The organism is Stenotrophomonas sp. YJH_SMC_80, from assembly GCF_059372495.1.
The window spans coordinates 1-13087 of record NZ_JCAFVP010000015.1; the positions used below are offsets into that span (position 1 = coordinate 1).

The 13087-nt window shown below is 62.8% G+C and carries 12 protein-coding genes and 1 pseudogene; 6 read left to right on the forward strand and 7 right to left on the reverse strand.

Features of this window, described 5'->3' with window-relative positions; translation table 11 throughout:
- Both AC5P99_RS18335 and AC5P99_RS18340 read right to left on the reverse strand, forming a co-directional pair.
- Positions 1 to 78 (reverse strand): transposase (locus AC5P99_RS18335; RefSeq protein WP_495213335.1); only part of this gene is annotated, 78 nt, incomplete at its 3' end.
- A 464-nt stretch (positions 79 to 542) separates the two neighbouring features.
- Positions 543 to 1742: a S1 family peptidase gene (locus AC5P99_RS18340; RefSeq protein ID WP_285309207.1), complete on the reverse strand. Its 1200-nt coding sequence runs from the start codon at positions 1740 to 1742 to the stop codon at positions 543 to 545.
- 350 nt (positions 1743 to 2092) lie between these two features.
- On the opposite strand from AC5P99_RS18340, the pseudogene AC5P99_RS18345 reads away from it, so the two are divergent.
- From AC5P99_RS18345 to AC5P99_RS18355, 3 genes and pseudogenes are all read left to right on the forward strand, one after another.
- Positions 2093 to 2540 (forward strand): annotated as a pseudogene (locus tag AC5P99_RS18345) (BLUF domain-containing protein).
- A 69-nt stretch (positions 2541 to 2609) separates the two neighbouring features.
- Positions 2610 to 3041, forward strand: a complete 432-nt coding sequence (locus AC5P99_RS18350) for a hypothetical protein (protein WP_495213407.1) — start codon at positions 2610 to 2612, stop codon at positions 3039 to 3041.
- A gap of 561 nt (positions 3042 to 3602) precedes the next feature.
- A complete protein-coding gene (locus AC5P99_RS18355; RefSeq protein WP_495213408.1) occupies positions 3603 to 4658 on the forward strand; it encodes a hypothetical protein in 1056 nt (351 codons plus the stop codon).
- Positions 4659 to 4676: 18 nt separating this feature from the next.
- On the opposite strand, the gene AC5P99_RS18360 is transcribed toward AC5P99_RS18355, so the two are convergent.
- A complete protein-coding gene (locus AC5P99_RS18360; RefSeq protein WP_123959072.1) occupies positions 4677 to 5069 on the reverse strand; it encodes a DoxX family protein in 393 nt (130 codons plus the stop codon).
- A gap of 118 nt (positions 5070 to 5187) precedes the next feature.
- Here AC5P99_RS18360 and AC5P99_RS18365 point away from each other — a divergent pair, with 118 nt between their 5' ends.
- Together AC5P99_RS18365 and AC5P99_RS18370 are read left to right on the forward strand one after the other, a co-directional pair.
- Positions 5188 to 5607 (forward strand): H-NS histone family protein, encoded by a 420-nt coding sequence (locus tag AC5P99_RS18365; RefSeq protein WP_005414575.1) that lies wholly within the window; start codon positions 5188 to 5190, stop codon positions 5605 to 5607.
- A gap of 49 nt (positions 5608 to 5656) precedes the next feature.
- Entirely contained in the window at positions 5657 to 6064 is a 408-nt protein-coding gene (locus AC5P99_RS18370; protein WP_005411174.1) for a hypothetical protein, read from the forward strand.
- 23 nt (positions 6065 to 6087) lie between these two features.
- Here the strand turns inward: AC5P99_RS18370 and AC5P99_RS18375 are convergent, their stop codons facing one another.
- Positions 6088 to 6729 carry a glutathione S-transferase family protein gene (locus AC5P99_RS18375; protein ID WP_024957910.1) on the reverse strand — a complete coding sequence of 214 codons (642 nt, stop codon included), beginning with the start codon at positions 6727 to 6729 and terminating at the stop codon, positions 6088 to 6090.
- Between the two features lie 85 nt (positions 6730 to 6814).
- Positions 6815 to 7618 (reverse strand): AraC family transcriptional regulator, encoded by an 804-nt coding sequence (locus AC5P99_RS18380; RefSeq protein WP_049404131.1) that lies wholly within the window; start codon positions 7616 to 7618, stop codon positions 6815 to 6817.
- Positions 7619 to 7625: 7 nt separating this feature from the next.
- Here AC5P99_RS18380 and AC5P99_RS18385 point away from each other — a divergent pair, with 7 nt between their 5' ends.
- Positions 7626 to 8576 (forward strand): DMT family transporter, encoded by a 951-nt coding sequence (locus tag AC5P99_RS18385; RefSeq protein WP_495213409.1) that lies wholly within the window; start codon positions 7626 to 7628, stop codon positions 8574 to 8576.
- A gap of 27 nt (positions 8577 to 8603) precedes the next feature.
- Here AC5P99_RS18385 and AC5P99_RS18390 read toward each other — a convergent pair whose 3' ends face one another.
- Positions 8604 to 9632, reverse strand: coding sequence for a hypothetical protein (locus tag AC5P99_RS18390; RefSeq protein ID WP_164221780.1), 1029 nt, complete (start codon positions 9630 to 9632; stop codon positions 8604 to 8606).
- Between the two features lie 260 nt (positions 9633 to 9892).
- Positions 9893 to 12727 carry a TonB-dependent receptor gene (locus tag AC5P99_RS18395; protein WP_495213410.1) on the reverse strand — a complete coding sequence of 945 codons (2835 nt, stop codon included), beginning with the start codon at positions 12725 to 12727 and terminating at the stop codon, positions 9893 to 9895.
- Positions 12728 to 13087: the final 360 nt, after the last annotated feature.

The window sequence follows — 13087 nt, forward strand, 5'->3', positions numbered from 1 at the left end:
ACAGCTGACGCCCGGCTGGCTGGCCTGCTCAACCGCACCGCGCTTGAACTCGGTGCTGAACTTCCTTCGCTTCGACATGAACACTCCTCATGGCCTTGATCGGCCTTCTCGTAAGTGTCCGTGAAAACGGGGGTGAACCCTTTCGTGGCCACGGCCTCGATGCGGGTATTAATGGTTGAGCCCTTGGCCCAGAACGGCAGCAGGCCCCACGCCAGCCGGGCCTTCGCCGCGATCCAGAATCACCGAGGCGCGTTGCGTCGGCGCCAGGTTGTAGCTGGGCTGGATCTCGGCCAGGCCGGGGGCAAGGTCAGCCAGCCTGGCTGGCCGAAGTCGACAACGGAGTGCTGGACGAATCGGCCGCACATGACCGGAGGGTAGCCTTGGTTCGAGGTTCATGTGACCTACAATCGTGGCGACCGGCTGTTTGGAAATGCCGCTTCAGCGGGACGGTGACGTGGACGCCAGGTCCTATTGGCCAAGAGGCGACTGCACCGGCGAGTGTGGCAAAAGAACCCCCGGCGAGCCGGGGGTTCCTCTGTGAGTTACGGATCATCCGCAGTGGTAAGGATCTGCAGGCCCAAGCTGGCGAAATAGTCGGTAGGCATGAAGAAGAGGTCTTTGTGGAACTCTGTCCCTGAATTGCCCCGGCCATGAACCATCCCGTAAGCGGTGTCGTAGAAGCGCCCGTCAGGCTTCTGCGTCCCATAGACAGGGCCGCCGCTATCACCAAAATCTGTCATGGTGCGGCCTTCCGGGCTAACCACCCGAACGAACTCTCCGATAGCGTTTTCAAAGGTTGCTTGAAATTTAAGATCGGTGATGAGACCGCAAGTCTCATACGTTGATTTTCCGTATTTACAGACAATGTCCCCAACTTTCATCCCTGAGCGCGGCCTTACGGCGACCATAATACGGCTCTGAGATCCGGCCTCGACGCGGTGGGAGGGGACGTAGTGATACCGGCTCGTGTCTGGATAGGTGTGCCATTGAATGTCCTCTGAGCCCGATTTTTTTTCGGCCTGAAAAGTCAAACGGTTTCCACTATGCGTCAACGTGTTATCGCAGTGCCCCGCCGTAGTGATGCCACGAGTCGTGCCGCTCTTAACGCCAAACCCGCTGGTGCAGTAGGATCCCGGTGGCTCCTTGAGCTTCTGTGCAGAACTCAGCGAAATTTCCAGTAGAGTGGGCTGCAAGAAGCCAGTGGTTTTCTTGAATCGAATGAACGGAATTTCGGACCGTAGGGAACGCATGGGCTGTTCCACCGCCTGCGGATCTTCAACGGAAAATTCAACCGTTGAATGCTCCAAGTCCAGACGTGAGAGGAAGTTGATCCCATTTCGATGGAGCTCCTCACCAACGGCTTGTTGAGCCGCGCTAAGTTCAGCCAGTGAATGGGATGCTGGCAGGGCAACGAAGGCTGGGTCTGCTGTCACTGCGCGCAGACTTTCTGCTGGGGAATCTGTGAAACGCACAACGACACGGAATTGGGGCTGGTGCTCGACATACAGGCCACCGAAAGTCGTTGGATACTTCGTTCGAAGGATCTCTTGAACTTTGGTCGATTCCGCCATGATGAGGAAACGCGCCTCAGCTTCAATCTTGGATACCCCGAACATCCTTGAGTATGTAGCTATTGGGGTGCTGTTGTCCTCGTTTTCCAACTCCGAAGAACACAGCGCATGGCTGGAGTAGAACGAAAGCAGCGCAGCTGCAGCAATTCCGGCAAGACGAAGATGCTTCATTTCCATTTCCTTTTGGATGTAGCGTTTTCCACACTAGCACCATCTCGTCGCTCGCACACCTGGCTTTCACATTCAAATTCCGGGCGACTGCACAAATTTTCATGAGGAAATGGACACTTCTTGATTAATTTCACACTTATCCAAAAAGCGCAATTCCTCTGTCCGACAACCAGTAGGCCTCGCTGTGTACTAAAAATTTTTGTGGATGCTGCCCTGACCGCTAGTACCCATCTTTGATGATGATCCGCATTCAGCGTCACGATCTCCTAAATTGTTGTGTGTTAGTCGCCAGCCCACGTAAACGTTCTCCTGCTACTGTTAGGGTCGTGCGTCGTCTAGGAGGTGCACGAATGCCCATCAGGGCCGTTGTATGCGTGAGCAGTGCCGGCGAGGAATTGCCGGCGACAAGCTGGGCCTGTCCAGCGGGAAACTGGATCAGATCGTGGACGACGCGGCCCGGTTCAGCCGTAATGCTGGAGTTACGGGGGGCTCCTCTTCGATGGCGAACGCTTCCTCCAATACCAGGAGGGGCCGGAAGACGGATTGTCGGTGGCGTACTGCCGCGTGCTGGGCGCGAGCAGCCACAATGGAATCGTGGAACTGCAGCGGGGCCGGGTTGGGCAACGCCGCCTGCCGTTCTGGCCGATGAAGTGGCTCTCGGTAGAGCCAGTGGAGCTTAAGCGCTTGGCCCACGCCGACTGGACCCGATTCAATCAGCGCGGCGTTGCCGATGATGCCAGCGCTACGGCCATGGACCTCTTGGTCGTGTTGGTCGAACCGTACGATATTGCCGCCTAGTTGGTGCCGAGTGGGCTCCATGGCGCTAGCATGGCCCTGGAGCCCTGACCGAGATAGCCGGACTGGATCATGGAAGAGTTGCCGAAGCGGAAGAAGAAGCCTGGCCGCAAAGACGGCTTCCCTTGGAAGAGCATCATTGCCGTCGTGATTATCGTCGGCGTTGTCCTTGCCGTAACGGAAATGGGGCGGGTTGACCGCGAGTACCGCGCGCAGGCCAATCGCCAAGCCTTCGGCGCAATGCAAAGTGCGCTCCATGGGGATAAATTCGTGGCTCGCCCGGCTGCGGACACGATCCCGGCCAGCGATGCAGATCAGAACGATCAGAAGGCCGAAACAGACCCCTCCAGCAACGTGAAGCGAAGCGCAGGTGCGGCCCGCGAACGGGCTGCACCGGCAGTGCTAGGAATCAGCTGGGTGTCCAACCGAACTCGTACAAGATCCATGGTTCCATGGACAGGCAGACCATCTCGCCCGCCAACTGACAAGCTTCTTCCTTGGTGAACGGCGGGTTGCCGAGCAGGAGGACTGCGTGCGATGGGTCGTCGCCGATATGGCATTGACCCTTAGGGGTGCAGATTACTCTCCCATCGCAGCCATCAGTGACCTTCAGGTAGTACGGGGTAGTGGTGTCGCCGCCCTCCAACCTTTTGCCGTTGCAGAAGTATGCGCGTTGACCGACAGGCGTGCCATTGACATCAAAGTAAACGTAGTTGACCGAGCTGTTTCGAGCGGCACTGGCGCCGAAGCTAATCGCGGTAAGGGTCGCAAGCAACAGAGATAGGGGTATTGCTTTCACAAGCGCTTCTCCTTAGGCAGTAGAGCTATCGCTCTTTAGGTCTGAATGGAAGGTGGTCCTATGGTTGTCAAGTTGATGAATGCCCGGTGGGCAGCTGGAAGGTCTCAACGGACTTGGATGCTCGCAATAGGAAAACCGCTCACTGGCATGTAGGGAAAAGCCTAAGAGGCAGTGCTGGTAGGGGCGTAGCAGGGCCTCCTGAGCGGTTAAGAATCGCGGTTGAGCGAATCGCAGCGATTGAGACGGCCGGTCGTATCCTTCCGGCCATGGTCTCCTCCACCCACCAAGGCTTTCGCACCGCGCCGATCCCGTCTGGCTGGGTCCAGACAGGGGAGCGGTGGGATCTATGGTGGAACGGGCGCTCAGTCGCCAATATCACTCCGGCGCCCGGCCGTGGTGTCCGGCTTCACTTGGATGCGCGAAAGATCTTCGAGACTGGCTTCCTGCTCGGTGGCGGCCAAACCGGCGCGCAGCAGCTGCTCGAGCCCCATCTCTGGGACGAGATGCATGGCTTCGGCCTGGGCGGTGACTACGGGCTCGGCGTAATGCGCAGCGAACGGCTCTACGGCAGTACGCCGGTGCGGCTGCTTCACCATCGCGGCGGAGGCTTCGGATTCGGGTGCGTGTTCACCTACTGCAGGCAGGCCAACGCTGGATTCGCCGCGATGTTCAACTGCGCGACGTCCGCGGGGTACGGCATCGGCGAGCGTCTGCTCGATCAATTGCTGTCGGCGCGTTTCGGGCCCCGTCAGCCGCGTGTGCCGCTATCGTCCCTGGCGCCGATCAGGTTGAACCAGGACCAGATGCAGCGGATGGCGGGAGACTGGATAGGGCGCAGCGGCAAGGCGAAGATCGTGGTTGCCGGAAGCGGTGAACTGCAACTGCATCGTGGGGCGCAAGCTGTGGGCAGACGGTTTGCGGCCATCGACGGCGACCAACTGTTCACCGCGGACACCGATGGAGAGGTTGCGACGTACCGTCACCATGCGGCGACGGAGAGGCTGCCGGCGCACCTGGAATGTACGAACGGCGAGGATGGCCTGGACCAGAACGATCCCATCGATGGGGCCACAGGGCCGCAGGCGTCCCATTGGCGACCCTGGCTGGGGCGCTATCGCATCGACCAATGGGGGAAACCGTCGATGTCCGTTGTGCTGGAGCAGCGACAGGGCTGGCTGTACATCGATGGCATCCGCCTGGTCACTGAACTGGAGCCAGGCCTGCTGTTCTCCAGCGATGGCGAAGCGGTGGATTTCCGCAGCTCCCAGCCGACATGGCGCAACCTGCGTCTGCAGCGCGTCCAGCCCGTGGGCCGGGGATGATGGCGGCATGCCGCGTGCTCATCCGCGCCGCCCACGCCCATCGATGCTGTAGCGCCCCGCCCCGGTGCAGGCCAGCAGCAGGAAGCCACCGGCCAGCCCCAGGTTCTTCAGGAACATGATCTGCTGGGTCGGGTCGGCAACGTTGTGGTGGAAGATGAAGGCGGTGACCAGGCTGAAGCCTGCCAGCACGATCGATACCAGCCGGGTCTGGAAGCCCAGCAGGATGCACAGGCCGCTGCCGATCTCAAAGGCGATGGTAGGCCACAGCAGGATGCCGGGTACCCCCATCGCTTCCATGTAACCCTGGGTACCGCTGAGGTCGCCGAGCTTGCCGATGCCGGACACCAGGAACAGTGCCATCAGCAGGATGCGCGCAAACAGGTAGGCGAGCGAATGCGATGAGTTGCTCACGTCGAAGTCCTCGGAGATGGCTGCCGAAGGCGATCGGAGCCCACCGGCAGTGAAGCCCGTGTCTACGTACCGGGCAAGGCGGCTTGACAGCTGGCCGGCCGCAGGACACCTTTCCATCATGACGATCGATATTGAATCGCTCAGCCTTCGGGAGCTGGGCGCCTTGGTGGTTGCCGCTGAACAGCGGAAACAGCTCATTTCCAGCCGCCGTCCGGCCAGCGCGGTGCGGCGGATGTTGAAGGCTGCCGCGGCCGAAGCCGGCTACACCCTCGAAGAACTCTTCGGTGGCGAAGCCTCGGAAACACCTGCGCCCGCCCGCAAACCCACCCGCCGTAAATCCGGCAAAGTCGCGCCCAAGTATCGCGACCCGGAATACAAGCGCCTGACCTGGACCGGTCGCGGGCGCATGCCGCGCTGGCTGGCGTCCAAGGTGTCGATGGGCCATAAGGCCACCGATTTCCTGATTCCTGGCTTGGCCAGGCCGACCGCTGGCAAGACCAGCACCATCGGCAAGCGGACTGTCATCAAGAAGGGATGAGGCTGCAGCACTGCTACCCTGCCCGGGTCTTTCAACCAAGGAGCACGGGATGGCACACGAGGGTGGCATGACGATCACGCCGAAAGTCCTGTACACAGCCGCAGGCGTGGCCGTGCTGGTCAGCCTGTTGGCCTGGGCGGTGGAGTGGAGCGGGATGGCCTATGTCTGCCCATACTGCCGCGTACAACGCACTGTCATCGGTGTGCTGGGCGTGCTGACATTGTTCGCGCGGCCGGGGAGCCTCATCGTGCCCTGGTTGTCGTACACAGCGGGCGGCTTCGCGTTCGTGGTTGCAGCGATGCAGCACTTCAACGGCTGGAAGCGCATTTCCGCCGGTGATTTCAGTTTCAACGCGCAGTGGTACATCGACCCGTGGCTGCTGTCAGGCGGCGCGATGCTGATCCTGGTAGCGCAGCTGATGCTGGTGCAGGCTGCCTGCCGGCGCAGCTTGCGCTGAGTGTTCCCACCCATGGCGTGGAACTACCCGTTCTGGAATACCGCCAACTGCGCAGCAAACGCGCGCTGATAGGCGGGACGCTGCGTCGCCCGTGCCACATAGGCCACCAGCAGCGGGTACTCGTCGAGCAGGCCGCTGCTCTTCAGGCGCAGCAGTACCGAGACCATCATCAGGTCGCCCACGCTGAACCCGCCGTCCAGCCACGCCGCCGCGCCCAACCACGCGGACAGTTGCGAGAGACGCATCCGCACGCGCTCGTCCAGCATCACCAACCGCCGTGCATACCAGGGCTGTTCGCGCTCCAGCACCCAGGCCATCGAGCGCTCGACGATGGGTGGCTCCACCGTATTCAACGCGGCGAACACCCACATGACTGCGCGCATGCGTGCATCCGGACCAACGGGCAGCAGGCCGGCATGCTGTTCGGCCAGGTGCAGGACGATCGCGCCGGATTCGAACAGGACCTGGTCGCCCTCCTGCCAGGTGGGAATCTGTCCGAAGGGATTCCGCGCCAGGTGGGCAGGTTGCTTCATTTCGGCGAAGGTCAGCAGCTGCACGTCATAGGGCACGCCCAGTTCCTCCAGCGCCCAGCGCACGCGCATGTCACGGGCCAGGCCCTGGCCGCGGTCGGGGGAGGTGGCAAAGGCGGTGAGGATGGGGGACATCGCGGCGCTCCTGCAGGCGGGAAGGCCTGGCTCTTCTGTTCCGACGAACGACGAGGGCGGAAATCGACATCCCTCGATGCGCTCTTCACCCCGCCCGATGCAGTTTCCGGTACTGGTCCGGCGTGCACTGTGCGTGCCGCTTGAACATCTCTGCGAAGGCGCTGACGCCGGAGTAGCCCAGCTCCTCGGCAATCCGGCTGATCGGCCGGCGTGTGCACAACGCTTCGGTGGCACGCACGAACTTCACCCGACCGCGCCAGTCACCGAGTGACATGCCCAGCTCGCTGCGTGCCATGCGCTCCAGCTTGCGTACGCTCATATGATGCCGCTGCGCGATATCGGCGACCGACTCGGCTGCGGACAGGTGCTTCTCGATGTACGCCATCACCTGTTTCAGGGCATCGCTGCTGGCGATCGGCAGGAAGCTGGGCAGCACTGCGGCATTGAGGATCTGGTCGATCACCACGGCGGCCATGCGCCGCTGGGCCGGCGTCCGCGGATCGGTCACGCCCTGTCGCGCCAGCTCGTGCAGCAGCTCGCGCAGCAATGGACTGACTTCCAGCGCACTGCAACGCTCGGGCAGGCGGCGTGACAACGCCGGCGACAGGTAGGCCGAGCGATAGGCCAACCGCGACCGGTTGCGCGAATAGTGGGGCATTCCCGGTGGGATCCAGATCGCGTAATGGGGCGGGGACACCATCCACTCGCCGTCGATCTTCATCTCCATCACCCCTTGTGCGACGAAGTTGAACTGGCCCCAAGGATGGCTGTGCGTGCCCCAGTCGGTGGGCTCCATCGCACCCTGCCGGAAGTAGACCGGACCGGGTAGCTGGCGGAAGGTGGGGATGGGTTCCATCGGTTGCCGCAACCCGGGGTCGGAGTGACGCATTTTCAGGATGTCCTCGATATGCGCCAAGCGTACGCTGGCCATTCCCCCACGTACACCCACGCTCTTGAACTACCTCTTCCCAATCCTTGCCTGCCTGCTGTGGGGCGCGAATACCATCGTGACCAAGCTGGCCTCGGGCGCGGTCGGTCCCATCGATATTGGTTTCTTCCGCTGGCTGGTGGCGGCCATTGTCCTGTTGCCCTTCGCGCTGCCGCGGCTGCGCAACAACCTGCAGACCGTGCGTGCCAACCTTGGCCGCTTCCTGCTGCTGGGGTGCCTGGGCGGGGTGATGTACCAGTGCCTTGCGTACTATGCGGCGCACTTCACCTCGGCCACCAACATGGGCGTGATCCAGGCATTGATTCCACTGCTCGCATTGGCGTTGTCACGCGTGTTCATGGGCCATCCGGTGCGCGGTACCTCCATTGCCGGTGCGGTGATTTCCACTGTCGGGGTGGTGGCGGTGGTCTCGCAGGGCGACCTGGCGCGATTGGCCGCTCAGGGCGTGAACCGCGGTGATGCGATCATGCTGATCGGTGCGTTGGCCTTTGCCGCCTACAACGTGCTGATGCAGCGCTGGAAGATCCCGCTGACGGTGCTGGAATCATTGTTCCTGCAAGCCACCGCCGCGTCGCTGATCCTGTTGCCGGCGCAGCTGCTGGTCGGTACCGGGGTGAACAATCTCACTGCGGTCGGCTGCATCGGGTTTGCGGCAGTATGCGCGTCGATCCTGGCCCCACTGACCTGGATGACTGGATTGTCACGGTTGGGCGCAGCGCGTGTCTCCGGCTTCTTCAACCTGGTGCCGATCGTGACCGCCGCACTGGCCGTGCTGCTGCTGGGCGAATCGCTCAGTGGCTGGGTACTGGCAGGGGCCGTGCTGGCGGTATCCGGTGTGGTCTTCGCCGAGTACGCAGCGAAGCGCGCGACGATGGCGAGTGGGGGCGAAGCGTCCTGACGCGGTCGGGCCGGACCCGCGCGGACCTCAGCCGCGGCGTGTCGTCCCGCATAGCGCCTGCTCCACCTCCTGTTCCAGCGCGTCGGCGTCGTAGCCGCGCTTGCCCTGCAGGCTCAGGTACAGCGACAGCGGGTCCACGCGGTCACCGCTACCGGTGAAGGCAGGCGGATACGACCATATCTGCAACGTTCCGCTGCGCGTGCAGTCGGGGCCGGCTGCAGGCAGTGCCCCCAGCTTCCGCCAGGCATCGATGTACAGGGCACGCGTGATGCCGTGGTCTTTCGACGGCACCGCAAGCATTGCTTCCGTCCCTGCCTGGGGGGCGGATTGAGCATGTCGGGCCAGAACGTCGGCGACCTGTTCCCAGCAGACCTCCACTTCCTTCAGCACGGGGGAGCGCAGGAACGGCTGCGCTCTCGCCCAGACCTCGCCGCGGCTGCCGGCGAGTCTCAGGAAGCGTTCGCGTCCGCCGGTGGAGCGTTCGGCCAGTCCGCGACCGACCAGTTCAGCGGAGAGCCTCGACGCGGTCATCGAGGTGTATCCGGCAGCACGGCTGACCTCACGCGGCGACCACCAGCGTGCCTGGCCGGACAGGAGTACGTGGATGAGCACGGCCTGCGCCGAAGGCAGCAGCGAAATCGCTTTCTTCTCGTGGTCGGGCGCATCGCGGAACTCGATCGCCAGGCTGGGGGCGTACAGCTGGTTGTGCGGTACCACGAAGTCGATATGGTTCTCGACCAGGAACCTGCGCTGGGTGGGGGTGAGGTACGGCGAGACATACAGCACCATGGCCTTTGCCGCTGAGCGCAGCACTTTCACATCCTGGATGACGCGGCTGCTGGATTCGCCCTGGACGCGTGGAACTGCCAGCATCGCCGGCGTTTCACCATAGAGGGTCAGCTCGGCGATGTGATAGCGCGAGGCCATGGTCTGCGGGATGAAGCGGGCCGCAGCCACGGGGCCGACCACCGAGGCCAGGCCGGGCAGGATCCGGCGCAGGTAGCGCTGCGCATCCATGACCAGATCGGTCAAGCCACTGTGTACTGCCGTTGTCATCGCTTGCTTCCCTTGGACCAGCCTCATCCCCGCAGCGGGGAGGGGGTGGTCCATCGCATTCAGTGGTGAATCCGGAGAGGTCGGGCGAGGTGGATGCCGCGCGGGCGATCCTCGCTTGCCTGCTCCATCTGCTGCCGTTGCGCCAGTGTTGCCGGGGATGTTGGAGATTGGGTCGAAGTAGCGTGGAGATTGGGTGGAGGTTGTGTGCGGCGTGGCCGGCGGAACTCCCCTTCCGCCGGCCACGTGCACGGACGCTACGGTCAGAAGCGCTGCGAGTACTTCACGTACACCGTGCGGCCGATATCGAAGCCGCCGTAGTAGGGGAAGGAACTCTCCGGCTTGGAGAACATGATCGGGCCGCGATGGTCGAACACATTGTTCGAGCCCACTGCCACGGTGCCATCCCAGGGCAGCCTGTAGCTGACCTGGATGTCGTGGAACGCGTTCGAGCCGACCCTGCGCACGGCATCCGGCTCGCCGTTGGCGATGCGTTCGGGCGCGGTGCAGGGCCGGTTTGGCATGCAGCCTTCCATCATCCCGGAGTAGTAGCGCACCGTGTACTGGGCCGAGAGGTTGCCCAGCTGCCAGTTGACGCCGAGATTGGACCGCAGGCGGAACACCCCCGGGCGTCCAATACGACCGTCCATGATGGTGTCACCGGCCGAGTTCTGCTTCTCCTCGTCGTACTTGGAGACGTAGCTGTTCTGCAGGTCAAGGGTGAAGCGACCGAACGCGTACTCCGGCAGGCGGTAACGGATGCCCAGGTCCCAGCCCTCGGTCTTCATCGCGCCGAGGTTGGTCAGGCCATAGAACATGCTGGTGATGTGGCCATCAGCGGCACGCTTGACGCTGCCGCAGCGCGAGGCATTGCCCAGCACGTAGCAGTCACGGAGGATGCGATCGACGTTGTCCTCGATGATCATGTTGGTGATCTTGTAGCTGTACCAGTCCAGGTTGATGTCCAGACCGTTGACCCAGCGCGGGCTCCAGACCACACCGACGGTCTTGCTCTTGGACTCTTCCGGGCGCAGGTTCGGGTTCGAGCCCGTGGTGAATTCGTTCGGGGTGGCGCACGGATAGCTGGTGCAGGGCTTCAGGCCCTGGGCCAGCTGCTCGTAGCCACGCGGAACACCGGCGGCGTTGCAGGCCGCGTTGCCGTTGACGCTGTTGGTGGCGCCGATGCCGCAGGGGTCCACGTAGGTTTCGAAGCTGGTGCCCAGGCCGCCATACAGGTCGGAGATGCTGGGAGCACGGAAGCCCTCGGCGAAGGTGCCGCGCACCATCAGCTCCTCGACCGGGCGCCAGGCGAAGCTGGCCTTGGTGTTGGTGGTGCTGCCGAAGTTGCTGTAGTCGGAATAGCGTGCCGCAACGTTGACGGTCAGCTCCTTGGCGAACGGAAGGTCACGCAGCACCGGCACATTCACTTCGGCGAAGACTTCATTGAGGCTGTAACCGCCTGCAGTGGTCTGTGCCCCCAGTGCAGTGCTCTGGCGCGACTGGGCAAAGGCGTCGGGAACGTAGCGTCCTTCTTCCTTGCGGTACTGGTAGCCCATCGCCACCGAGAGCTCGCCCGCCGGCAGTTCCAGCACCGGGCCGGAGATGTTGGCGAAGTAGCTTCGGGTCTTGGTGATGCCGGTATCGGTGAACGTGGGAAACAGGAAGCGCTGCAGTTCCGGGTCGGCAAGCGAGCCGGCGCCAGCAACGCCGTACGGCAGCAGCGGATTCCAGGCAAGGCAGCCGGCGATCGGTGCACCTGCGCTGCCGCAGCGTGCTACACCGTTGCCATCAACAAAGGACTGTCCCAGCGCTTGGCGCGAGGCGATCAGGCTCATGTCACCACGGCCGGTCTTGGTCACCTCGTTGCGGTTGAACAGCGCGCCCACCTCCCAGTCGAACGTTCTGCTGGCCAGTTCGAAGTAGCCCGACAGCGTCGGTGCCACGCGCAGCGACTTCAGCTTGCTTTCGGTCGTGCGCGGAAGCTCCCACAGGCGGCGGTTGAAGGCGATGTCATGGCCGACCGGATTGAACGCACTGTTGCCGGCCAGCGGCGTCCCGAACTTGGTCGATTCGTAGGGGTAGCCGGCAATCTGCTGGTCCGAGATGCGCTCGTTGTAGCCGATATCGGTGGTGAAGGTGATCTGGTCACTCAGTGCATAGTCGGAGCTGAGGAACAGCGACCGGCGCTCGATGCCGGTCTGCACATGCATCTGCTCGTTGCCGTTGGAATACTCGGCCGGCGTGATCGGATGGTAATCGTTCGGGTTCTTCGGGTCGCCACCACGATTGAGTGTCTTGAACACGGAATTTCCGGTGGCACAGTCGTAAAGCGCCGGGTCACACCAGGAGCCGTTCTGGCTGAGGTCACTCCAGCCCGCGCGCGGATAACCCGGCCCCGCACCACCATGCTTGGAGAACCAGCGGTCGCGGGCGAACACCGGGTCGGCCTTCTGGTATTCCAGGGCCAAGGTGTAGCCACCTCGCTCGCCGCGCGCGCCGGTAACGAGCGAGAACGTGCTGTCCTTGCCGTCGCCCTGGCTGAACTGGCCATGCTGCGCCGAAAGCTCCAGCCCCTCGACGCTCTTGCGGGTAATGATGTTGATGACGCCGGCGATGGCGTCGGATCCGTAGAGCACCGAGGCGCCATCCTTGAGCACGTCGATGCGCTCGACCGCGCTCATTGGAATCTGGCTCAGGTCCTGCAGGCCGCTGGTGCTGGCGCCCAGGCGCTTGCCGTTCACCAGCACCAGGGTGCGGGTGGCGCCGAGGTTGCGGATGTTTGCGTAGCTGCCGCCGACGTCTTCGCCGGACGACAGCGTGCGCGAACGCGAGAGCGCTGGTGCGCCGGCCGACGTGAGGTTCTGCAGGACGTCGGCGATGGTGGTGAAGCCCTGCTGCTCGATCATCTTGCGCGAGATGGCAAGCACCGGCTGCTGGGTTTCCACATCCACGCTGCGTATCGCCGATCCCGTCACCTGGATGCGGTCCAGGTTCTTCGGAGACTTCGCAGCATCGTCCTGTGCATTGGCAGCCGGCGAGAAAACGGCAGCCAACACGGCGCCGATCCCTGCCGAAAGCAGAGTGTATTTGTAGTGCATTGTTTCTCTCTCCAAATCCGTTGTGTGGTCGCAATGCGCGCGGCGCTACGACCGGTCTGCATTCCGTTACCCGGAATCGAGAGGAACCTAACATCCCGCTCACATTTGAACTGCGTTATGGACGCGTTATCTTCGCGCGCCCTTGGCCGCTGTCCTGCACGGGGAGTGCACGTCGCGTCGACGTTGTGCAATGACGTTTCGCTTCAGTCTGGCAGCTCCTTTCCCGGCATACACAGGAGGCCGCCGATGAATACGCCTGGCAAGCCGAAACCCAGCTGGAAGCAATGGCATGTGCTGCTGGTGATTCTGGCGATTGCGCTGCTGATCAGTGTGATCATCGTCATCGCGCCATGGTGAGGC